This is a genomic window from Micromonospora sp. HM134 (genome assembly GCF_007833915.1).
GTDB lineage: Bacteria > Actinomycetota > Actinomycetes > Mycobacteriales > Micromonosporaceae > Micromonospora > Micromonospora wenchangensis.
Window position 1 is genome coordinate 2,906,438 of sequence record NZ_CP041061.1, and the last position, 21,991, is coordinate 2,928,428.

Here is a 21,991-nt window from a genome sequence, read left to right on the forward strand (position 1 = left end):
TCACACCTCCGGCAGGTCGACGACCACGTCGACCAGGACGGGACGACCCTCGCGGACGCCCTTGACCGCCTCGGTGAGGGTGGATGCCAGGGCGTCGCGGTCGGTCACGGTGAACGCCTCGACGCCCTGGGCACGGGCCATCCCGGCGTGGTCGACGTCCGGTCCGGTCAGGTCCATGCCGTGCCGGGCCCGGTCCAGGTCGCCGCCGCGCGTCTGCACCACCCGACGTTGGTGCAGCCAGTCCGCGCCGTAGCTGCGGTTGTTGACCACCACGGCCAGCAGCGGGAGCCGGTGGTGGGCGGCGGTCCAGAGCGCCTGCGGGGTGTAGAGCAGGTCGCCGTCGGGTTGCAGGTCGACCACCACGGTGTCGTCGTCGCGGTGGTGCAGGGCCGCGCCGATCGAACCGCCGATGCCGAAGCCGAGACCACCGGCGCCGGAGCCGCCCAGGTGGCAGTTGTAGTCGACCAGGTCCCAGGTGCGCCGGGGCCAGCCCCGGAACATGGTGAAGCCGATCTGCCAGGGGCCGTCGCGTACCGCGTCGTAGGTGGCGGCCGCGAGGACGCCCTCGGTGATCCCGCCGTGCGGCGACTCGGGCGGCGGACCCTGCGCGGCGCGCAGCGCGGCGGTGTGGCCGGTCAGCCACTCGCGTCGGGCGGCGACGGCGTCGACGCGGCGGGCGACCCGCTCGGCGACCAGGTCGGCGAGGACGGGCAGGGCGACGGCGGTGTCGGCGACCAGGTACTCGTCGGCCCGGATCGGCGGTTCCAGGTCGAGGAAGCCGTTGTGTTTCAGGTCGTTGAGGGTGATCACGGCGAGCTTCGTGCCGGGCCGGGTGAGCATCCGGTAACCGCGCCGGTCGTTGTCCACCTGGGACGTGGCCCAGCGGACGTCCCGGCAGTCCAGCGCCAGGACGAGGTCGGCGTCGGCGAGCCGACCGGCCCGGTCGGCGGTGCAGTCGGCCCAGTGCCCGGTGGGGAAGTTGTGCCGGCTACCGAGGTCCACCACGGGCACGGCGAGGGTCTCGGCGAGCCGGCGCAGCGCGTCGAAGCCGGCCCGGCTCCGGCCGACGAAGTCGGCGAGGACGACCGGGGAGTCGGCGGCGACGAGCAGGTCGGCGACGGCCTCGAGGCGATCCAGCGGGGCGGTCGGCGGGGCGAGCGGGGCCGGCCCCCAGTCGCCGAGGTCGACCGCGGGCGCGGGCGACTCCTGCATCAGCGCGTCGAGGGCCACGTAGGTGGGGCCGGGCGGTTGGGCCACGGCGAGCTGGTGGGCGCGGAGCATCAGGTCGGGCAGGGCGGCGACGGACGTGGGTTCGGTGTCCCACTTGACCACGTCCCGGACGGCCTGGCCCTGCTGGTTCGCGGTGTGCACCCAGTCGATCCACGGTCGGCGGCGGGCCTGGTCGGACGGGCCGGAGCCGCCGAGCAGGAGCACCGGCGCGTGGTCGGCGTACGCGTTGAAGGTCGCCATCACGGCCTGCTGGAGGCCGACCAGGTTGTGCACGGCGGCGGCCATCACCTCGCCGGAGGCCTTGGCGTAGCCGTGGGCGACGGCCACGGCTACGCCCTCGTGCAGCGCCGAGATCACCTCGGGGCTTCCGCTGGTGGTGAGGGAGTCGTGCAGGCCCCGGAACGAGGCACCGGGGTTGGCTGCCACGTACCGGATGCCGAGGCGCTGGAGCAGCGCCACCATCACGTCGCTTCCGTATGTCAGATCCATGTGTCACGTCCTGTGTCGGTCGGCCTGTCCCGCCCCCGTCGGCTGCGCTACTTTATGAAACACCGTTTCATCAACCGGAACAAGAGGGGTGCGTGTCATGCATCGACCTGGTCAGGCCGTGGATCTGCACAGTCACTGGTGGCCCCGGGAGTTCGCGTCGGCCGTCCGGGCCGGCCGGCGCTGGCACGCCTGGGACGCCGACCTCACCGCCGCCACCCCTCGGATCGTGGCCGGGGACCGGGACGCCCCGGCCCCGGTCGACCTGTACTCGACCGACCTGGCCGCCCGTCGGGAACGCCGGGCCGCCGAGGGCATCGTCCGCGAGGCGGCGATGGTCCCGGTCTTCCTCTGGGGGTACGACCTTCCGGCTGCCGAGGCCGAGGCGTACTGCCGAGACGTCAACGCGGACCTGGCCGACGCACAGGCCGCCTCCGACGGCACCTTCACCGGCCTCGGACTGCTGCCGCTCCAGGACCACGACGCGTCGCTGCGGGTGCTCGACCACGCAGTGAAGGACCTCGGCCTGTATGCGTTCAGCATCGGCACCAACGTCGAGGACGCCAATCTGGACGACCCGAAGGTGGTCGCCATCCTCGACCAGGTGCTCGCCGCCGGGGCGGCGATCGTCATCCACGCCAACTGGTACACCCGTGCCGGGCGTGAGCGCACCTGCCGGCACATGTTCGACAACTCGGTGGGTGTGCCTCTCGAGTCCGGGCTGGCGTTGGCGTCACTGATCTACTCGGGCCTGCTGGATCGGCACCCGGGCGCCCGGATCTGCTGCTCGCACGGGGGTGGCTGGCTGCCGTACGGCATCGGCCGGCTCAACCTGCGCTACCTGCAGGGGCGCGACAGTGGCCTGCTGGCCGAGGCTCCGGACCGGTACCTGCGCCGGTTCCACTACGACTGCCTGGTGCACGACGAGCGTGCCCTGCAACTGCTTGTCGAGCGGGTCGGCTCGGACCGGGTGGTGATCGGCACCGACCACCCGTACGGCGGGGACATTCCCGAGGTCGGCGCGGTGCGCTGGGTCGCCGATCAGCCGTTCCTGACCAGCCGGGAGAAGGACATGGTGGTCCGGGAGAACGCGGCTCTCTTCCTCGACGGCGCCCGGCGGGCGGTCGGCGGCGCCGGCTGACGTCCCGTCGCGCCCGACGGCGGATTCGCTGGTCACGGCGTCCGTCCGGCCCTTGACACGGTTCGACGGGCCCCCCTACGTTTCGTGGAACGCCGTTTCGCTGAGTGGAAGGAATGTGATGGCCACGCTTCGAGGGTTCGGCAATCCCCTGTCCCCGTCGGGTCGGGCGGCGCTCGTCGACGACCCCCCGCACCACATCAGCGCCGACGCCATCCAGGTGATCTACCGGGTCGACCCGGACAAGGCCCGCGCCTACCTGCCCGACGGCCTCGACCTGCACCCGGAGGCCCTGGCCTACGCCTACGTCGCCGATATGGTCAAGGTCAGCGACAGCCACCCCGACCAGGCCTGGACCGAACCGCAGTGGTCGCAGTACCAGGAGGGCATCCTTGGCCTCTACTGCACCTACCAGGGCCAGCCCGGCCGGTTCAGCGCCTACATCTACGTCAGCGAGGACTGGTCGGTGGTCTTCGGCCACTTCATGGGCTTCGCCAAGAAGCAGGGCGTCATCCACAAGACCAAGATCCAACCGGCCAACCCGGCGTTCGGGCCGATCGGCCCCGGCAGCCGGATGCGGGGGACCGTGGACCGGTTCGGCCGGCGGATCTTCAACGTGGACATCCAGCTCACCGAGAAGATCGACGACGACGCGGTGCCCTCGCACGGGCACCGCGTCTACACCTACCGGCACATCCCCTCGCCCAGCCCGCAGGTGCCCGACCAGCGGCAGCTCTTCGCCCTCGACCTGGACCGGGCCACCACCATCGACGCCTGGAAGGGCACCGGCGGCGTGGAGATCTTCACCGACGTGATCAACGAGGACCTCGACGGCTTCCAGCCACTGGAGATCGTCGAGGCGTACAGCTTCCAGCGCGGCTGGACCACCAAGGCCGGCGCCACCCTGCTGCGAGAGGACCACTGATGACCGACTGGGCCGCGATCCAGGTCGCCAAGGCCGCCGACAACATCGTGAACACCTCCCTGGCCGTGCGGCCCGGGGAACTCGTCGCCGTCGCCGCCGACCACAACTCCGACCACGCGGTCGTCGACGCGCTCCTCGCGGCGGTCGCCGCCGCCGGCGCCGAGGGCACCCTGCTGGTCCAGCCCGCCCGCGCCCGGGCCGGCGAACCGGCGAACCGGATCGTCGCCGCCGCACTGGCCGGCGCGGACGTGATCATCTCGCCGACCTCGACCGCGCTGAGCTTCACCCCCGAACTCAAGCAGGCACTCAACCGGGGCGCCCGGGCGATCGTGATGACCGGGGTGACCCGGGCCGAGCTGACCGGCGGCGCGGGCATCGCCGACTACGAGGAGGTCCACCGGATCACCAAACCGCTGGCCGACGCGATCACCGCCGGCTCCCGGATCCGGGTCACCTCGCAGCAGGGCTCCGACCTCACGGCCAGCCTGGAGGGCGTCACCTGCGGAGTGGGCGCGTCCTTCGCCCGTGAGCCCGGCCAGATCTCCAGCTACCCCAGTGGCGAGGCGTGGAGCGCTCCGGCCACCGGCACCGGGCAGGGGGTCCTGGTCGCCGACGGTTCCGCGCACCAGCTCGGCAAGCTGCGCGAACCGATCCGGGTCCACTTCGACCAGGGGCGCGCGGTCCGGATCGAGGGCGGCGACCAGGCCGGCGAGCTGCGCCGCATGATCGACGGGGTGGAGAACGGCGACAACCTCGGTGAGATCTCCATCGGCACCAACCCGGCGGCCCGCTTCCTCGGCAACATCACCGAGGACAAGAAGCAGGTCGGCACCGTCCACTTCGCCCTCGGCAACAGTGTGGTCGGCGGGACGGTCAAGGCCCCGATCCACGTCGACCTGCTGCTGCTCACCCCCACCGTGGAGGTGGACGGGGAGATCCTGGTCCAGGACGGGAAGATCGTGAAGGTGGCATGACCGCCGCATCCGCCCCGGCCCCCGGAGACGCCGTCTCCGGGGTGCCGGCCATCGACACCCACACCCACTTCTGGCCCCGAGGGCTGCTCACCGCCGGGCGGGAAGGACGGGACTGGTACGGCTGGCGACCGGTCACCGAGGCCGACGGCCGGCGGGCGTTCGCGCTGGGACGTACCGTGCTGGCCTTCGCCCCGCCCGAGGTGGACCTGGCCGACCCGACGGCCCGGCTCGCCGCCCGCGCCGAGCAGCAGGGGATCGGCTTCGAGGCCGTCCAGGTGGCCGGGTTCCTGTTCAACTACCACCTGGACGCGGCCCGCGGCGCGGCCTTCTGCCGGGAACTCAACACCGAGCTGGCCGAACTGGAGGCCGCCGCCCCGGGCACCTACCGGGGGCTGGCGCAACTACCGCTCCAGGACCGCGAAGCCGCGCTGGCCGTGCTCGACCACGCCGTGACGGAGTTGGGGCTGCGGCACTTCGTGCTCACCCCGGCGGTCAACGGGCGCAACCTCGACGATCCGCAGATCCTGCCGGTGCTGGAGGCGATGGCCGAGGCCGGCGTGACCGCCAACGTCCACCCGGCGTTCTTCGACAAGCTCGGCGCCGGCGACCGGCTCGGCCGGTACTACTTCGAGAGCTCGTTCGCCGCGCCGGTCGAGGCGAGCATCGGGCTGATGACGGTGATTCATTCCGGCCTGCTGGACCGTTACCCCGACTTCCGGATGTGCTTCACCCACGGCGGCGGCATCGCGATCCACTCGCTGGGCCGGTTCGACCACCGCTGGCACATGATCTCCCCGGCGCAGCGCACGATGGCCCGACCGCCCAGTGAGTACCTCTCCGCCGGCAACCTCTTCTACGACGTGCTGGTGCACGACGAGCGCGCGCTGGAGCTGGTGATCGAGCGTGTCGGGGTGGACCAGCTCACCATCGGCACCGACCATCCGTTCGCCTGGGACCACCCCGGTGGCGCCGCGAACTGGATCCGTAGCGCCGACTTCCTGGACACCACGGCCCGGGAGAAGATCCTCTGGCGCAACGCGGCCCGCTTCTACGGCCTCGACCCCGACAGCCCGCCCGGGACGGCCGGCTCATGAGCGACTGCGACACCCTGGTCGCCGGCGCCGGAGCGGCAGGCATGGCTGCCGCGCTGGCCGCCGCCCGACCCGGCCGCACCGTCGTCCTCGCCGAGGCTCGGGAGACGTTCCGGCAGGGCAGCAACACCGCGATGAGCACCTCGATGATCCCGGCCGCCGGCAGTCGCTGGCAGCGGGCGGCCGGCGTCGAGGACTCACCCGGTCGGTTCCTCGCCGACATCCGGGCCAAGACCCACGACCGGGTCGACCCGGTCGTGGCCGCCGCGCTCACCTCGGTCGCCCCCGAGCTGGTCGACTGGCTGGCCGACGACTGCGGGGTCCCTCTCGAACTGGTCACCGACTTCCGCTACCCGGGGCACTCGGCGCTGCGCTGCCACAGTGTGCCGGACCGCTCCGGTGCGGCCCTGCACCGCGCCCTGCTCGACGCCGCCGCGGACCGGGACGACCTGCACCTGATCGTGCCGGCCACGCTGGTCGACGTGCGCACCGACGAGGGCGGCGCGGTCCGGGGCGCGGTGCTGGAACGACCCGACGGCAGCCGGGAGGAGCTGAGCTGCCCGGCGGTGGTGCTGGCCACCAACGGCTTCGCCGCCGACCCCGACCTGGTCCGTCGTCACCTGCCCGAGATCGCCCACGGCGTCTACCACGGCGGGGAGGCGTCGCGCGGGGACGCGTTGCGGCTGGCCGAACGGCTCGGCCTGGACACCGGCTACCTCGACGCCTACCAGGGGCACGGCTCGCTGGCCGTGCCGGACGCCATCCTGCTCACCTGGGCGACGGTCATGCACGGCGGCTTCCTCGTCGACTCCACCGGGCGACGCTTCGGAGACGAGACGGTCGGCTATTCCGAGTACGCCGTACCGGTGCTGTCCCGTCCGGACGGCCGGGCCTGGGTGGTCTACGACGAACGCGTCCACGACGCCTGCCGGGCGTTCAAGGACTACCGGGACGTGCTGGCCGCCGGTGCGGTCCGCTGGGCCGACGACGTCGACGCGCTCGCCGCCGTGCTGGGCGCTCCGACCGACGCGCTGGCGGCCACCCTGGCCGACGCCGACGCGGCCGCCTCCGGAACCGCGTCCGACGCGTTCGGTCGGAGCGCCTGGGGCGCGCCGCTGCGTCCGCCGTACGCGGCCGTCCGGGTCACCGGGGCGCTCTTCCACACCCAGGGCGGGCTGCGGGTGGACCGGCACGCCCGGGTGTTGCGCGCCGGGCAGCCGGTGCCGGGACTGTACGCGGCCGGTGGCGCGGCCGTCGGCATCTCCGGGCACGGGGCGGACGGGTATCTGGCCGGAAACGGCCTGCTCGCGGCCCTCGGCCTCGGATACCTCGCCGGCCGGCACGCCACCGCCTGATCCGGTACCGGTCCGGTCTGACCCGGGCCGGTACCGGCGGTGCCGCTAGGCCGTGTTTCGTAGCGGCCTATGGCATGGCGGTGGTCGCTAATCGAAGAGGTCTCCGGTAGTTGGTGCAGCGACCAAGCAGAACTTCACACCGGAGACCTCGTGCCGAGCGTAGCGGCAGTGAGGCGACATGACCTGGCAGACCCTGTATCGATGATTTCGGCGCTGGCAGCGTGACGGTATCTTGGCCCGGCTCCTCACCTCGTGGTGTGCAGACCGAACCGGCCGATCACGGGCTCGGCCGATCGCGGGGCGGCTGGACCACCAAGACCCATCTGGCCTGCGAACAGGGCCGCAAACTGATGGCCGTGGTGGTGACCGCCGGACGACGCGGCGACAGCCCGCGGTTCATCCCCGCGCTGGCCAAGGTGCGCGTCCCCCGCCCCGGTGGCAGCCGGCCACGGACCCGCCCCGACACCGTGCTGGCCGACAAGGCGAACACGTCCACGGCCAACCGAGCCCACCTGCGATCCCGGAGCATCCGCGTGTGCATTCCGAGCCAGACCGACCAGGACGCCCACCGCAAGGCCACAGGCTCCAAAGGCGGACGTCCGCCCGCCTTCGACCCCGAGACCTACCGCCTGCGTCACGCCGTGGAGTGCGGCATCAACCAGCTCAAACAACACCGCGCCATGGCCATCCGCTACGACTCGCCGTGCGCTACGAAGCCACCCTCACCATCGCCGCCATCAACCAATGGCTCCGCGCCCTACGAAACACGGCCTAGTACTGCAACGGCAGTAGGCGAATCGTCTTCGGGTCGGGTTCGTTGGTCAGCTCGTGACGGACGTTGATATCGATCGGTGGCATGCGGAACTGGACCGGCTCCATGCTCGGGTCGGGGTGCGGTTTCGTCGGTCGGAGCCGCGTCGGCGGGCGCGGCAGTACCTGTGTGGGCTGGTTTCGGGTCTGGGTCGTAAGAACGGCTGGACCTTGGCGGAGCAGGCCGGGGATGTGTCGCCGGACGGGATGCAGCGGTTGTTGCGGTGGGCGGACTGGGACGTCGACGCCGTGCGGGATGACGTGCGTGACTACGTGGTCGAGTATCTCGGTGACCCGGCGGGGGTGTTGATCGTCGATGACACCGGGTTCCTGAAGAAGGGCGTCCGGTCGGCGGGGGTGCAGCGTCAATACTCCGGCACGGCTGGTCGGACGGAGAACTGCCAGGTCGGGGTGTTCCTTGCCTACCGGTCAGCGAAGGGTCACGCCTTGATCGACCGGCAGCTCTACCTTCCGACCTCGTGGACCGATGACCGGGACCGGTGCCGGGCCGCCGGGATCCCCGACGAGGTGGAGTTCGCCACGAAGGTGCAGATGGCCCGCACCATGCTCGCCCGCGCCCTGGACGCGGGGGTGCCGGTGGGGTGGGTGACGATGGACGAGGCCTACGGGCAGTCGAAGTCCCTGCGGGTGTGGCTGGAACACCGGGATGTGGCTTATGTGGTCGCTACCCGCCGCAACGACGACATGATCACCACCACCATGGGAACTGCCCGCGCCGACCAACTCATCGCCGGTCTGCCCGCTCGGGCGTGGTGCCGGCTCTCGGCCGGCGCCGGCGCGCACGGCCCACGCGAGTACTGGTGGGCTCGGGTGCCGGTACGGATCTGCTGGCGGCCGGGCCGCGGACACTGGCTCCTGGCCCGGCGCAGCATCACTACCGGCGAGATCGCCTACTACGTCTGCTACGGACCACGTCGGACCCGCCTGGTCGACCTCGCCCGTGTCGCGGGCGCGAGGTGGGCGATCGAGGAGTGCTTCCAGCAGGCCAAGAACGAAGCAGGCCTCGACGAATACCAGGTCCGTGACTGGCGGGCCTGGTACGCCCACATCACCCTCGCGATGGCCGCCCACGCCTGGCTGTCCGCAGCCAGATCCCTTGCGGCAAAAGGGGAACCAGCGCCGACGACGGCATGATGATCGGCTACACGGTACCGGAGATCCGAAGACTCCTCACCGCACTCGCAGTGCGATCAACCCACCCACCAGAGCACGTCTGGGCCTGGTCCCGATGGCGCAGACGACGCCAACACCAAGCCCGAACCTGCCACTACCGACGACACGGCTACCCCTAACCAACTGCCGTAGCAGTACTAGCGGCTGACCGGGCGGCGCAGGTATTCACCGCGCGGGGTGCCGACGACCGCGCCATCGCGGAGGATGCGATGTCCGCGCAGCCATACGTCGTCCACCCGGGCGGTCAGCTCGAACCCCTCGAACGGGGTGTACTCCTGAGTGGACTCACTGGCCTCCGCCGTCACCGTCCAGGTGCGGTCCGGGTCGACCAGGACGACATCCGCGTCGAAGCCCACCGCCAGGTCCCCCTTGCGCGGCCACAACCCGTAGCGCTTCGCCGGATTGGCGCAGACCAACTCGGCGACCCGGCCCAGCGGCAGCCCTTGCCGCCGTCCCTCGGTGATCAGGGCGGGGAGCAGGTACTCCGCCCCGCCGAACCCGGACTTCGCCACGAAGACGTCGTCCCGGTCGGCGCCGAACTTCGCCTCGTCCCGGCAGCAGGCGTGGTCGGAGACCACCCAGTCGACCTGTCCGGCGAGCACGGCCCGCCAGAGCGCCTGCCGGTCGGACTCGGCGCGTAACGGAGGGTTCACCTTGCCGCCGAGCCCGGCGGCGGTGTCGTAGGTGGCGATCAGGTGGCCGATGGTGACCTCGCGGCGGAAGTCCACGTGCGGGAAGGCGGCGGCCATCCGCAGCGCGGACTCCATCGCCTTCTCGCCGGACAGGTGCAGCAGGTTGATCGCCGGCAGGCCGGTCTCGTGGGCCAGGTAGGAGGCGATGGTGATCGCGAGCCCCTCCGAGTGCGCCGGGCGGGACGCGCTGTAGGCGGCCAATCCCTTCAGATCCCCGGCCTCCTCCACCAGTTTCGAGTAGGCCGCCATGATTTCGGCGGTCTCGCAGTGCAGCGACAGGCTGATGCCGTCCGCCAGCTCGGGCCGCTGTTCCCGGACCCGTTGAAGGCCGCGCATGACGAACTCGAAGTGCGCCAGATCGTAGCGCTCACCGGGCGGGGTCATCAGGAACGACGACTGGTCGGTGGAGCGCCCGTGCAGGCCGTGTGAACCGTAGAACATGAAGATCTTGAAAGAGCTGACCCCGAACTCGTCGACCAGCATGCCGATCTCGTCGATGTGGCCGGCCTGCATGGGGGCGAGGTGGAAGGCGTAGTCGACGTAGGCCCGCCCCTCGGCCAGGCGCAGCACCTCGGGAAAGAACTCGGCGTAGCTGCCGCCCCGGTTCAGGTAGTACTGCCCGGTTCGCATGTAGGTCAGCCCGGTGGTGACACCGCCCTGCGCCGAGGCCCGCGACTCGCTGGCGGTGTCGACGTCGAGCGGGTTGTAGATCCCCCAGTGCTGGTGTCCGTCGACCGCGCCGGGGAAGGCCAGTCGGCCGCCGGCGTCGACCACCTCCTCGGCACCGGCGGGGGAGAGGTCCGGCCCGATGGCCGCGATCCGGCCCGACCGGACCGCGATGGATGTTGGGACGGGCTCGTCCTCGCCCGGGCGCACCGCCCGCGTGTTGGCGATGAGCAGGTCATAAGCCATGGGGCCACCTCCTTGCGGTGGGCACAGGCTAAGCCCGTCGGACCGCTGAGCGCAACACCGATCCGTTGAGCGGAACAGATGGATCGGCTACCGACGCGCGCGAGCCAGCACCGCCCGGGCCGAACGGGCGACCGCCTCGTCCACCATCGTTCCGGTGCCGTCCACCGCCGCCGCCCCGCCGCCCCCGCCGGCGTACGCGGCGATGACCCGCTCGGCCTCGACCACCTCCTCGGCGGTCGGGGTGAAGACTTCGTTGATCACCGGCACCTGAGCGGGGTGGATCGCCGTCCGTCCGGAAAAGCCGAGCCGGCGCAGGGCCTCGGTGCCGGCCCGCAGTTTGTCGGTGTCCCGGTAGTTCACGGTGGCCGGGCCGACCGGCGCGGCCAGCCCGGCGGCCGCCGAGGCGACGACCGCCTCGAACCGGGCCGGAAGCAACTCCAGCTCGTCCGGACCGGCACGCAGGCCCAGGTCGGCGGTCAGGTCCGCCTCGCCGAGTCCGAGCAGCAACACCCGGGGTGCGGCGGCGACGGCGTCGATCTGCCGGAGCCCGCGCGCCGACTCCAGTCGGGGCGAGACTGCGATGTGCCCTACCGGTAGGCCGCGCTCGCTCTCCAGGTCGGTGAGCAGGGCGTCGAGGCGACTCAGCAGGGACGGGCCGTCCACCTTCGCCACCACCAGGCCGGCGAGGCCGGGGCGGACCGCCGCCCGTAGATCCTCCTCCAGGGCGTCCGGCGAGACCCGGACCCAGGCGTCGGCGTCGCCGGTGGCGCCGGAGTCCAGCCAGTCGGCGACCACCGAACGGGCGGTCGGCCGCTGCGCTACCGGCACCGCGTCCTCCAGGTCCGCGATGATGGCGTCGGCTCCGACGCCGGCGGCCTTCTTGAGCATCCGGGGCGAGTGGCCGGGGACGTAGAGCCAGGACCGGGACACCATAACGCCTCCTCAGTTGGAACGGTGTTCCAATCTAGCGCGGTGTGCTGAGGCGCAGCGCGCGGCCTGCCGTTCGGCCCGGCCCGGCCCGTGCCAGGCAGTCACGTCGGGCTTCGGCGACCCCGGTCGGAGAAGCGCCGGGTCAACGGGGATCGCACCGATCCCGTTGTCCAGGTCCTGGTTATTTGGCATGTTCCACGCGATAGGTGGCGCGTGCCCGAGACCGGGTAGCGGTCCGCTGAGACGGAGAGATGACCGGTGACGATCTGACGGTGTTGGCGGATCGCTGCGATGGGATCGCCGGCGGCATCCCTACCGGGGGCGACGGGAATACTCACAGACCGCCCGCCGGGTGGCCGAGGAGTGTGATCGACTGGTCGCCGAGGGGTGAGCGGATCTCGCGGTGCCGGTGTTGCGCAAGGCCGTCGACCGCATCACCCGAGCCCTGACGTACCTGACTCATGGACCTGTATGCCAAGGCGTGTGCGGCGGCGTTGCCGAACCCGATCAGCCTGGCCGGTTGGCTGGTGGAGGGTGTATACGGACCACGGCCCGTACACCGAGCACGTCCCGGTCGACGGCGGCGGCTGGTACGACGCGAACACCCCGGTCCGCTCGATCCAGAAGGGCTACCTCCTCGCGGCCGAACGGGAGCTGTACGACGCCTGCTCCGTCTCCGCCGACGGCGCCGACTGGGGCGGAGCCTGGCACAGCCAAGTCCTCGCGCCCGGCCTGGCCACCCTCGGCGTACCGCCGCACGACTGGCCCGTCTCCGTGTTCACACCGCTCGTAGTCGACCGCACCGGCGGCAAGCTGTCCAAAAGCCTGTACGTCGCCAACGGCGCGTACGCCGACCTGCCCGAGCTGTTCCTCAACCTCGACGTCCTGCTGGCCGAGCACGGCGACCAAGTCCTCGACACCCTGTGGGCCGAGGTTTCCCGGTGGGCCAGCGACCCGCAGCGGCTGCACCGCTCCTACACCGTCGACTACCTCGCCGCCCTGCTCAACGAGCACCTGGCCGCCCGCCCCGCGCCCCGCGCCGCCTGATCGGAGCACCCGTGATCCACGCTGTCTACGACGTGACCAACTGCGCCAGGGCCGACGTCGACCCAGGGCAGATCATGACCGCGATGCGGGAGACGTGCCGCCTGTTGGGCAACACGGCCCGCTCCGAACTGATCGAGCCGTTCCAACCGCACGGCGCGACGTGCGTCCTGATCCTCGCCGAGTCCCACATCACCGTGTCGACGTGGCCCGAGCTCGGGCTCGCCCACATCGACGTGTTCACCTGCCGGGCCGAAAGCGACCCAGACATGGCCGTCGCGCCGATCCTCGCGCTGCTCGGCGGCGACGTCGCCCTCAACGGTCGAGTTCCGCGTCTGCCGCTACCGGCGCGGATCGCCGCCTAGGCCGCGATCGATACGACGATGGACCCGGAGGGAGTGACGACGCCGTTGGTCTATTCGGCCATGCATGCCGTGCACACACCCGTCGCAGCCGGGTCATCTGCTACGTACTGCTGGGCCAGGGCCGGGCATGTCGAGGTGCGCAACTCTGCATCGAGCGTCGGCTCGAAACGGCCCCGGTCCTCCCGGCCTTGCCAGGGCTCCACTCCGTCGATCTTGGCCTGCTTGGACAGCTACTGAGAGAACTCCACCTCCGCCGCTGACGGCTACGGGAATCAGGTGAACCCCGAGAGGCGGTCCGTCTCGGTTGCGCTCGTCCGCCGCTGCGCGGATATCAGCAGGAGGCGGTCGAGGCGACCGTATACATCGATGGTCACGATGGTGATGCTGGCACCAATACTGCGCCAAACGGGACCACTACCAGCGAAGACACCGAATCCACCAGCTGTGGCTGGAGTGCTAGCCCTGCGTATACCTTCTCAGCAACCCCGCCGTCGTCGCCAAGATCGCCTCGGCGTCGGCCCGGCTCCAGGAGAAGCTTCCCGTGGTGCTGTCGTCGTGGTGAGCGGCATGGGTCATTCCCTTGACGTCCCAGTAGACGGCCGCCCAACGCTGGTCCTGGGTGCGGCTGTCAGCCGGCACAGAGAAGACCTGTTTGGCGGACGGGATACTAACGAGCAAGGAGATGTTCTCTAGTACCCGCCGGCAGGTGGCCACGCAGTGCTCCCACTGCTGGTCACGTAGCTCGGCCCGCGCCTGCCGCAGCCGGGCAGCAGCTTGACTAAGCGAGGCCGCGTCCTTGTCGGAGGCTGCCGGCGGCGGCGTGAGGGCCGAGTCGGTCAGTGGGCTGGGCACCCGGAGCAGTACGCCCACCTCCGTGCCGGCCTGGTCAAGCAGCTCCAGCCAGCGGCCACGCGGAATGCGGACCGGCAGCTCATCATGGGCCACCGGATGCACGTCGCCCGGCGGCGACAACAGGGTTACCTGAAGCTTGAGTCGCAGGACGATGTCGTCCTGTCCGCAGGCGCTCTCCAGGGAGATGAGCTGGTCATCGGTGAGGGAAACGACCAACTCCTCCGCCGCCGGATAGCCGCGGAGGGTCACGACTTGGGGCTCCAGGCCCCCTACCCAGCGGAAGAACGGCCGCTCTAGCCAGACGGTGCCAACACACAGCACCTGGGCGTTGCTCTCCGGGGCCTTGGCATCCAGCCAGGTACCGGTGACCTGGGCCGGGATGATCAGACGGTGGTTGGCGACGCCGGGCGTCAGTTGGACCTCCCCGAAGGAGAGGTGGATCTGCCCGAGCGGGAGGTAGCGGAAGGAGGCCGTGGTCACGGGGACAGGAGTAGCACAGGGCGGCGACAAGATCAGCCCGCCGTGTGGCTTCTGCTGAACCCGTTACAGGACAGTAGGCAGAGAGAGGCGGCGCAAGCCCTCGGCGCCGGTGCCCGGCGGTGCTGGAACGCGCTGGTCATCCGGCAGCGAGCAGGCCTCTTCGTACTGGCCAGGAGGCGTTCAGCAGTTTCCGTACGCCGGCAAGCGCCGTCTGCGGGCGTGTGTCCACCGCACGAGAAGCGGTCGGCGGGCGGTGGAGCACTAGGGTCCTGAGCCGGGATCCGTCAACGGCGCTGCGTTTCCTCGTGTTGGTGCACGGCCTTGCGTGCCAGGATGTCGATATCTGCGAGAATCCTTCTGGGTGGTGCGATCAGGTCGAGTGGGTGGTGCACGACGTCAATCTCGGTATTGCGGATCCGACGCGGGCCGGGCTTAGATGTGCCCTGCGCGTAGATGAGCCACCCGAGGGGGAGGTTCAGCGCCGTGCAGTACGCAAGCATCTGGTACGCGTCGGCGTTCGGGTAACCCGAGTTGGCGCTTTCAAGCTTGTACTTCGTGTCGAAGACCGCGACGGGCCGGCCATTGATGACATGAACAACATCGGGTCGGATGGAGATCGTCCGGTCAACATCGAGGTACGCCGGGTACTGGCCGTCAGTGCGCCCGGGATACGGGGCCAACGCCTCGCGCAGGGCGGTTGTGACGAAGTCCTCGAAGGTCTTGGCCATGTTCACGACGAACGCGGCCATGGAGACGTCACCAGGGCCAGGCTCTGCGGATTGGTAGTGGAGCACCAGCTGTGCCAACCTGAGGGCGGGGGCGTACCGAGCGTTCAGCCGACTCGTACGCCAAGTCGGTAGGAACGCTCCGTGCGGTAGCACCCGTACGCCGTCGAGGCGACCGTCCAAGTGGGCGAGGCGAGCCTGCGCCCCGGCCGGCAGCCGGGGAACCGCCATCATGCGCCGCAAGGCCGTGCGTAGGATCTGGTTCTCGACGATGTCCGTGGCGTACTCGTCGAAGCGCACCTCGATCGGCAGCGGTATGCCGGGACGGCGGGCGAACTGGTCAGCCAAACGGACCCGGCCGCGGACCAGCGGCAGCGACTCGTCGACCGACACATAGCCCTGTAGGACGCCTGGGGCGAGTGCGCGCTCGGCCTGCCGGATCAATGACTCGGCCAGTGCCGGCCACAGGTCCGGTTCGGGGGTAGCGGTGACGTCTTCCGGCCGGAACCCCGGGTCCATGGCGTAGCCGAGCAGGAAGAGCAGTCGGGCGATCCCCACCTTCGGTTGCACCTGGACGTCGAGTCCGTCGATGCGGACCGCGCCGACCTTGCCGGTGGGCAGCAGGCGCCACCAACCACCGCCTTCAGGACGCACCTCAACGAGCCCAGTGCTGCTCAGCGTGCTTGCGGCATCGTCATCGAGCTGCCGCAGCGCGCCGGCCTTGTCGAGCTCGGCGACGTTGACTGGCAGCCCGCTCATTCCGATGGTGACGCTTCGTCGGTGTTCGTAGGTGAGTTGCCACCGTCCGCCGGAGTGGCGCGGGCGCGGATGGCCGCGAGTCCGAATCGGTTGCGAATCTGGGTCCGGGTGAGCCGTCCGTAGTAATGCTCCTCCAGTAGCGGCATCAGGTCGTAGCGCCATACGCGGTCGAGCGCAGCCTCGCTGTCGAGGTTCGGCTTCATCAGGTACGACGGGCCGATCTTGAAGTCGTGGTCTTCCTCGCCGATCGACTCGTTGAGCGCCGCCAGCAACGCGGCCCGCTCGTCACCATCCTTGCCGTTGGTAGGCCGCGGCCCGCCGCAGGACCTCGTTCTCCTGTTCGAGGAGCTTGATCCGCTTGCGGGCCTCGCGCAGCTCGGCTGACTCGCCGCTGGTCGTGCCGGGCTTCGCGCCAGCGTCGATGTCGGCCTGGCGCAGCCACTTGAACAACGTCATGGGGTGGACCCCGAAGTCCTTCGCGATCTGCTCGACGGTCACGCCCGGATAACGGTCACGGGCCACCCGCATGACGTCATCGCGGAACTCTCGGGGTAGGGCTTGGGCACAGCGACATCCTTCCAGCCCGCCCACAGGGCAAGCCTGTCACCTATCGGTGCAGCAGACCCAAAGACCGGCCGTCGCTGGCCGGCCGTCTCGGGGAGAGAAGGGACATCCGGCACCCGCCCTGCTGGGCATCGAGTCGGCCGCTTCGGTGCAGACCTGTTCCGTGAGTTCGCCGCACCGACGAGATTCGTCAGCCAGCTCCACCGACTGCGGCGCATGTTAGCGTCTCGGCCAGTTCGTCCCTGAACGCCACCCGCCCATAAGTATCTGGGGGGGCGTCAGGCCAGTTCGTAGAAGCCCTCGCCGTCCAGATAGCGCGTGGTCAGGGCATCACGGGCGACGGTGGCCGCGATCTCGTGCAGCAGGTAGACCCGGAGTGGGAAGGTCCAATCGTCGATGGACGGGTGCACCGGTTCGCCCGGGTGCACGCGGAACAGCACGTCGTGGAAGCTGTCCAGAGCGCGCAGGTCGTCCAGCCGGGGATAGGAGCGCAGCACCCCGCCCCGGGGCGCCACCATGTTGACCACGCGGGCGTGGCGGTCGACGCAATAGTCCTCGTCGGCTGCGGAGAGGAACCCTACGGGGTTGGTGCAGGCCTCGACGGTGAGGTCGAGCTGGCTCGTGCCGAGGGCTGCCGTGACGGGCACGTGGACGTCGGCCCCGCATACCCGGGCCCCCGTCTCGACCAACCGCGGGCCGTCCGGGGTGAGCTTCAGCTCGGTGTGCGCGGGGCCGTAAGCGATGCCGAGGGCGTCCAGGATCTGAAAGGTGTGGGCGACTAGGGCGTCCTGTTCCGGTCCGCGCCGGGGCAGCAGTTCGGCACCGGCGGCCAGTTCGGCGACCCCGTTGGCGCTGAGGGTGTGCATCTTCCAGATGTCGGAGACGCGGTGCGTGCCACCGTGGCTGACGGTGTTGACGATGTACTCATGGCCAACCAGGTATTCCTGCGCAAGCACCGCCTCGTTCTGCTGGCCGAGCACGCTCGTGGTGCCGTGCAGCGACTGAAAGGCCGCCGTAATCTCCTCGGGCCCGGAGCAGAAGTAGACGCCGTCGCTGCCCGCGCTGCTGACCGGCTTCAGCACCGTCCGACCGCCTGTCTTGTCGTACCAAAGCAGGAGCTCGTCCAAGTCGGCGGTGTGGAGCTGCTCGACAGCCGGCACGCCCGCCGCCCTGACAGTCTCGATCATCAGGTACTTGTCGCGGCGGGCGGGACTCAGCGCGGTGCCGTTTGACGGCAGGCCCAACCGCTCGCTGAGCGCGTCGGCGAGCAGCACCGCGCGTTCCACCCCGGGGATTAGCGCGATCGTCCGGTACGCGCTCAGGGCTTGCAGCGTCTCGGCGAGGTCGCCGTGGTGGACGACGTGTCCGCTGAAGTCCTCGGGGCGGTAACCACGCAGGTAGTTCTGGGGGATGTCAGGCGTGCTCTGTACGTGCACGCAGTCGTAACCGCGGGCACGGAAGAGCGGTGCCAGACAGCGCGAACTGGCGTAGGCGTCGACGATGACGACCGCCGGGGCACTGGCAACATTCATTGGTTTCCTCACCGTGCAGGGATTCGGACGCGGTCTCAAGCGACGGGGCTAGTCCGGATCCGGATCCGGGCGACGGCGGCCTCGGCGCGAGCCGCGGCCTCCACCGCGTCCCGGCCGACGGCAATGACGTCCCCGCACACCCGGTCGGCGGACCAGGTCACTGGCGGGATCACCATGCCCGGCCTCGCCTTGACACCGAGGGTGACGCCCTCTAGCCCCTCGGTCGGCAGGGCGATGTCGGTCACCACGCCGGGCTCGGCGGACAGGAAGCGGATCGCCGCGCCGCCTAGTGGTGCGGGGAGTTCCTTCTCCCAGGGTTCGAGACCGAGTGGAACGGCGACCGCGGCGCGCACGAGGTCCACGCCGCAGGCGAGCCGCACCAGTTCGGGGATGTTGTCGCCACCGGCCCGGTTGTGGGACTCGATGATCCGCAACCCGTCGGCAGTGATCATGATCTCGGTGTGGGAAGGGCCCTCGACGAGGCCCACCGCGTCGAGCAGCCGCGCTGTCAGCTCGGCGATCGCCGCGCGGACGTGCTCATCCACGGATGCCGGGACGGAGTGTCCGACCTCCACGAACCCGGTGCCCAGGAGCTTGTCAGTGATGGCCACGACGGTGTGCAAGCCGTCCGTCGAGAAGCCCTCCACGCTCACCTCGTAGCCGGTGAGGAACTCCTCCACCAGCATCCGCTCGCGCCCGGCGGCCTCGACCCGCGACCAGATCTCGGCGGCCCGGTGTGGGCCGTCGACCCTGTGGACGTCCGCGCTGCCGCCGAAGTCGAGCGGTTTGACGATGCCGGGACCACCGAGTTCGGTCAGGAACGCGGTGAGTTCGCGTGCGCTGTGCACGACGCGGAAACGGACCGGCGATAGGCCGAGGTCGGCAAGGTGGTTCCGCATCGCGGACTTGTCCTTGAGAAGGGTGACGGTGCGCAGCGAGTTGCCGCCGAGTCCGAAGTCCTCGTTGAGCCGGGCCGCAGCGACTAGCCCCAACTCGGTCGGCGAGAAGAAACGGACCACGGGTGACCGCGCCTGTAGCCCCCGCCCGGCCGCCAGGACCGCCGGTTGATCGCCTAGGTCGACGTCAATCACCTCGATGCACCAGCGCCGTGCGGCCTCAGGATCGTAGCCACCGGGCCTGGCCAGCAGGACGACCCCGCAGCCCAGTTCCGCCGCAGACCTCAGGACGCTCGGTCGACCGCCCAGTAGAGCAATACGCGGAGCCATCTGTCTCTCTCCGATCTGTTCCTCGGGGAAACCCCGTCGTGCCCGGCCCCGGTCAACTCGCGGCGAGCAACGTGACATTGTCCCCGAAGCGCATAAGCGGCCGGTACTCCTCGGCGCGGGTGTGGCGCATGGAGCGGAGCATGGCGATGGCGCTGCCGGCCGCGCTGGCTGCCTGAATGATCGAACTGTCGTCGCCGACGAGGGCGGCCGTGATAGTGATGTGCTGCTCGATGTCCTGCAGGTCAGCCTCCAGCAGCGAGTCCCGGGCCAGCGCCACCTCGGGGTCGTTGGCGGCCAATTTGTCAAAGGAGTCGGTCCAGGTCCGCACGAGGGTGCGCATGGCCTTGCGGAACGCCTTGTGCTCCGGCTGTGTCCGTCCGGTGAGCGCCGCGGGGACGGCCGGCGGGCTCATGGTGGGCCGGACCTCGGCGTCGTAGCAGGGTGCCGACATGTCGCCGGAGTGCATCATCGCGGCGGTGAAGGCACGGACATACGTAACGGCCTCCCGCAGCGCGGCTCTGGTGGCCTCCGACTCGCCGTCGCGGTGCAGGGCGAGCGCGCGTGTCACGGAGTCGGCCGCGGCGAGGTTGAGCACGAAGTAGAAGTGGTGCGTGATGACCCAACGGGTCAGTTCGTCCTGGCCTGGGGTGACAGGGGCCGGTCCGGCAGGCGAGGAGGGGGAAGTTGGGTCACGTTCCGCGTCCGGCGGGGCGAGTCCGCGTAGCACCTGGACCATCGCGGCGACCTCGGCGGCCTGCTGGTTCAGCGACAGCCGCGCGATCCTCAGGTCGGCGAGCGTACGGGCGATGATGACAGTGGTCTCGGACACCAGACGGGCATCGTCGATGTCTGCCGTGCGGACGCCGAAGTACGCGTGGTTCGGGACGATCGGGGTGAGCGCGGTGGCGTCCATCGGCTTCACCTGGGCGAGCGTCGCGAGCCCGGTGGTGGCCGCCACTGCGGCCTCCCTGGCGTCCCGGAGCTGCGCCGGGCGTACCCCGCTGGGGTTCAGAAGCTCAGTGTGCAGGCCCTCTAGGGTGGCCACGGCGGTGTGTAGGGCGGACTCCACGGGCTCGGCGGGCCGGGACGTGGCGCGGACCAGGTTGTTCGCCGGGAGGACGACGAGGGGGAGGTCGGGGCAGGCAGCAGGCATGTCGGGTACCTCGGTGCATCGTGGCGGAGGGCGGAGAGGTGGGGCACGGGATGGACGAGGACGGTGCGGCCCGGCCGGGGCATGGTCGTTCGTAGCGCGCCGATCGTTTACGTGCGGGCGTAGCCGCGTGCCTCGTTGAGGAACTGGCCCAGGTAACCGTCGTGCGGCAGGTTCGGGTCCTGCCACCAGCGGGCGACGGGACCGTGAACGACGGTGCGTACCCCGGGCATGGCGAGGACCTTCTCAACCAGGGAGTCGTCTTCGGTGAGCAGGCCGAGGGCCAGCGAGTCGTCCAGCGGAGCCATGCCGTCGGCCTCGCGCCAGGGCGCCACCCAGACACAGGGGAAGGGCAGTTCCGTCGTCAGCGCCGGATGGTCGCAGCGGTCGAGCACGTACACGGCGGGGCGCAAGGCGACGGCCGGCTTCCCGACGTCGGCCAGCGGTCCGTCGGGGCAGTGGACGGCGACGAGGTCGGGGACCGGACCGGCGGCAGCGGCGGCGGCGGCGCGCAGCGCCTCGGCTTCGGGTCGGGGTCGGACCGGGAGCACCGCGCGGGGGTCCGTGACCGGGTGTGTGGGAAGTGCGGCCAGGCGTTCGGCGAGCTGTCCGGCCAGCCGCCTGTGGTCACCGGTGGTCAGTACAGCGGTCGTGTTGGTGCAACGCACCCCGCCGTCCCCGGCGATCTCGGCGACGAGGTGGTCGAGCACGGCCTCGTCCGGCTCAGTGTCCACGAGGATCTTGCTGCGTCCCGGTCCGCGTACGAGGACCCGGTTGTTGCCGCGAAGTCGGGCTACGGTGTCCTCGCCGCCGTAGACGATGGCCAGGTCGCCCGCCTCGGTGAGGGCGTCTGCGGTGGCGTGGCCGCCGGGAAGCAGACTGATCCAGTCGGGGCGCAGTCCGGCGGTGAGCAGGGCGCGGACGAGACGCAACGGCGTGAAGGGGTCGCGACCGCCGGGCCGTACGGCGACGCGGTAGCCCATGGCGATCGCCTGGAGCCAGGCACCATGGGTGCCGGGGTGGTTGCTGGGCGCGACGACGGACAGGACGCTCCCGCGCCGCACCCAGCGGGCGGTGTCGCCGGCTCCGGCTGGTGTCTGGCGGCGGACCACCTCGCCGAGCGTCTCGCCGTCCCGGGCGACCCGTTGCAGGACGCCGCGCGCCACGGTGACGGGCACGCCGGAGGCGAGCGCCTGGAGGCGGCAGTACTCCTCCGGGGTCTGTCCACCGAGGTTTGCCTTGGCGAAGAGCCGGCCGGCCTCGGCGAGGACGGAGAGGCGTTCGTTGAGGCTGAGTTCGGGCGACTGCCGCATGGCCTTGACCGTCAACCGGGCAACCAGGGGCGGGACCTCGTGCATGGTCGCCAGCGGTTCGCCTGTGACACCATGCAGGACGCGGGTGTCGCGGGAGGTGCGTTCCTCTCCGGCGCGCACCACGGGTACGGATGACAGCACGCCAGATCACCTTTCCTTTGGGCCGAGCCGGGCCGGTGCGGTGGACAACTCGGACAGGCCGGTTCCGGGTGGAACGGGAACCGGGGCGCGTCGCGGCAGCGGT

Annotated in this window: 18 protein-coding genes and 2 pseudogenes; 9 read left to right on the forward strand and 11 right to left on the reverse strand. The window is 70.5% G+C overall.

What is annotated here, in order from left to right:
• Window positions 1–1,719: a thiamine pyrophosphate-binding protein gene (locus tag FJK98_RS12755; protein ID WP_145919206.1), complete on the reverse strand. Its 1,719-nt coding sequence runs from the start codon at window positions 1,717–1,719 to the stop codon at window positions 1–3.
• Window positions 1,720–1,816: 97 nt separating this feature from the next.
• On the opposite strand from FJK98_RS12755, the gene FJK98_RS12760 reads away from it, so the two are divergent.
• The 7 genes and pseudogenes from FJK98_RS12760 (at window position 1,817) to FJK98_RS12790 (ending at window position 9,322) form a co-directional block, all read left to right on the forward strand.
• Window positions 1,817–2,857: an amidohydrolase family protein gene (locus FJK98_RS12760; protein WP_088643358.1), complete on the forward strand. Its 1,041-nt coding sequence runs from the start codon at window positions 1,817–1,819 to the stop codon at window positions 2,855–2,857.
• A 118-nt stretch (window positions 2,858–2,975) separates the two neighbouring features.
• Window positions 2,976–3,779 carry an acetoacetate decarboxylase family protein gene (locus tag FJK98_RS12765; protein WP_088643359.1) on the forward strand — a complete coding sequence of 268 codons (804 nt, stop codon included), beginning with the start codon at window positions 2,976–2,978 and terminating at the stop codon, window positions 3,777–3,779.
• Window positions 3,779–4,753, forward strand: a complete 975-nt coding sequence (locus tag FJK98_RS12770) for an aminopeptidase (RefSeq protein WP_088643360.1) — start codon at window positions 3,779–3,781, stop codon at window positions 4,751–4,753. Before FJK98_RS12765 ends, FJK98_RS12770 begins: the two co-directional genes overlap by 1 nt.
• Window positions 4,750–5,847 (forward strand): amidohydrolase family protein, encoded by a 1,098-nt coding sequence (locus FJK98_RS12775; protein WP_145919207.1) that lies wholly within the window; start codon window positions 4,750–4,752, stop codon window positions 5,845–5,847. The genes FJK98_RS12770 and FJK98_RS12775 overlap by 4 nt, the downstream gene beginning before the upstream one ends.
• Window positions 5,844–7,199 carry an FAD-binding protein gene (locus FJK98_RS12780; protein WP_145919208.1) on the forward strand — a complete coding sequence of 452 codons (1,356 nt, stop codon included), beginning with the start codon at window positions 5,844–5,846 and terminating at the stop codon, window positions 7,197–7,199. The genes FJK98_RS12775 and FJK98_RS12780 overlap by 4 nt, the downstream gene beginning before the upstream one ends.
• A 248-nt stretch (window positions 7,200–7,447) precedes the next feature.
• A pseudogene (locus FJK98_RS12785) lies at window positions 7,448–7,974 on the forward strand (transposase); the annotation flags it as partial.
• 53 nt (window positions 7,975–8,027) lie between these two features.
• Window positions 8,028–9,322: pseudogene (locus FJK98_RS12790) on the forward strand (IS701 family transposase).
• Between the two features lie 18 nt (window positions 9,323–9,340).
• Here FJK98_RS12790 and FJK98_RS12795 read toward each other — a convergent pair.
• Window positions 9,341–10,807, reverse strand: coding sequence for a dihydroorotase family protein (locus tag FJK98_RS12795; RefSeq protein ID WP_145919209.1), 1,467 nt, complete (start codon window positions 10,805–10,807; stop codon window positions 9,341–9,343).
• Window positions 10,808–10,894: 87 nt separating this feature from the next.
• The gene (locus tag FJK98_RS12800) at window positions 10,895–11,740 is read right to left on the reverse strand and encodes a CoA ester lyase (protein ID WP_145919210.1); all 846 of its coding nucleotides are present in this window, start codon (window positions 11,738–11,740) and stop codon (window positions 10,895–10,897) included.
• A gap of 531 nt (window positions 11,741–12,271) precedes the next feature.
• Here FJK98_RS12800 and FJK98_RS12805 point away from each other — a divergent pair.
• Both FJK98_RS12805 and FJK98_RS12810 read left to right on the forward strand, forming a co-directional pair.
• Window positions 12,272–12,784, forward strand: coding sequence for a hypothetical protein (locus tag FJK98_RS12805; protein WP_205789430.1), 513 nt, complete (start codon window positions 12,272–12,274; stop codon window positions 12,782–12,784).
• Window positions 12,785–12,795: 11 nt separating this feature from the next.
• Window positions 12,796–13,146, forward strand: a complete 351-nt coding sequence (locus FJK98_RS12810; protein WP_145919211.1) for an S-adenosylmethionine decarboxylase family protein — start codon at window positions 12,796–12,798, stop codon at window positions 13,144–13,146.
• A gap of 456 nt (window positions 13,147–13,602) precedes the next feature.
• Here the strand turns inward: FJK98_RS12810 and FJK98_RS12815 are convergent, their stop codons facing one another.
• The 8 genes from FJK98_RS12815 to FJK98_RS12850 all read right to left on the reverse strand — a co-directional run bounded on the left by FJK98_RS12815 (window position 13,603) and on the right by FJK98_RS12850 (window position 21,888).
• Complete coding sequence (locus tag FJK98_RS12815) at window positions 13,603–14,478, reverse strand: hypothetical protein (protein WP_145919212.1); 876 nt, start codon at window positions 14,476–14,478, stop codon at window positions 13,603–13,605.
• A 284-nt stretch (window positions 14,479–14,762) separates the two neighbouring features.
• Complete coding sequence (locus FJK98_RS12820) at window positions 14,763–15,962, reverse strand: McrC family protein (protein WP_145919213.1); 1,200 nt, start codon at window positions 15,960–15,962, stop codon at window positions 14,763–14,765.
• Window positions 15,959–16,234: a hypothetical protein gene (locus tag FJK98_RS12825; protein WP_228542754.1), complete on the reverse strand. Its 276-nt coding sequence runs from the start codon at window positions 16,232–16,234 to the stop codon at window positions 15,959–15,961. Before FJK98_RS12825 ends, FJK98_RS12820 begins: the two co-directional genes overlap by 4 nt.
• Before the next feature lie 13 nt (window positions 16,235–16,247).
• Window positions 16,248–16,460 carry a transposase gene (locus tag FJK98_RS12830; RefSeq protein WP_145919214.1) on the reverse strand — a complete coding sequence of 71 codons (213 nt, stop codon included), beginning with the start codon at window positions 16,458–16,460 and terminating at the stop codon, window positions 16,248–16,250.
• Between the two features lie 344 nt (window positions 16,461–16,804).
• Complete coding sequence (locus FJK98_RS12835) at window positions 16,805–18,058, reverse strand: ATP-grasp domain-containing protein (RefSeq protein WP_145919215.1); 1,254 nt, start codon at window positions 18,056–18,058, stop codon at window positions 16,805–16,807.
• A gap of 35 nt (window positions 18,059–18,093) precedes the next feature.
• On the reverse strand, window positions 18,094–19,149 hold the full coding sequence (locus tag FJK98_RS12840; RefSeq protein ID WP_240762797.1) for an ATP-grasp domain-containing protein: 1,056 nt from the start codon (window positions 19,147–19,149) through the stop codon (window positions 18,094–18,096).
• Between the two features lie 187 nt (window positions 19,150–19,336).
• Window positions 19,337–20,242 carry a hypothetical protein gene (locus FJK98_RS12845; protein ID WP_205789431.1) on the reverse strand — a complete coding sequence of 302 codons (906 nt, stop codon included), beginning with the start codon at window positions 20,240–20,242 and terminating at the stop codon, window positions 19,337–19,339.
• Window positions 20,243–20,544: 302 nt separating this feature from the next.
• A complete protein-coding gene (locus FJK98_RS12850) occupies window positions 20,545–21,888 on the reverse strand; it encodes an aldehyde dehydrogenase family protein (protein WP_145919218.1) in 1,344 nt (447 codons plus the stop codon).
• Window positions 21,889–21,991: the final 103 nt, after the last annotated feature.

Bases quoted from the DNA above. Each gene is read 5' to 3' on its own strand.
- FJK98_RS12775 (WP_145919207.1), top strand. From the start codon at position 4,750: ATGACCGCCGCATCCGCCCCGGCCCCCGGAGACGCCGTCTCCGGGGTG.
- FJK98_RS12765 (WP_088643359.1), top strand. From the start codon at position 2,976: ATGGCCACGCTTCGAGGGTTCGGCAATCCCCTGTCCCCGTCGGGTCGG.
- FJK98_RS12800 (WP_145919210.1), bottom strand. From the start codon at position 11,740: ATGGTGTCCCGGTCCTGGCTCTACGTCCCCGGCCACTCGCCCCGGATG.
- FJK98_RS12835 (WP_145919215.1), bottom strand. From the start codon at position 18,058: ATGAATGTTGCCAGTGCCCCGGCGGTCGTCATCGTCGACGCCTACGCC.
- FJK98_RS12820 (WP_145919213.1), bottom strand. From the start codon at position 15,962: ATGAGCGGGCTGCCAGTCAACGTCGCCGAGCTCGACAAGGCCGGCGCG.
- FJK98_RS12770 (WP_088643360.1), top strand. From the start codon at position 3,779: ATGACCGACTGGGCCGCGATCCAGGTCGCCAAGGCCGCCGACAACATC.
- FJK98_RS12755 (WP_145919206.1), bottom strand. From the start codon at position 1,719: ATGGATCTGACATACGGAAGCGACGTGATGGTGGCGCTGCTCCAGCGC.
- FJK98_RS12780 (WP_145919208.1), top strand. From the start codon at position 5,844: ATGAGCGACTGCGACACCCTGGTCGCCGGCGCCGGAGCGGCAGGCATG.
- FJK98_RS12760 (WP_088643358.1), top strand. From the start codon at position 1,817: ATGCATCGACCTGGTCAGGCCGTGGATCTGCACAGTCACTGGTGGCCC.
- FJK98_RS12795 (WP_145919209.1), bottom strand. From the start codon at position 10,807: ATGGCTTATGACCTGCTCATCGCCAACACGCGGGCGGTGCGCCCGGGC.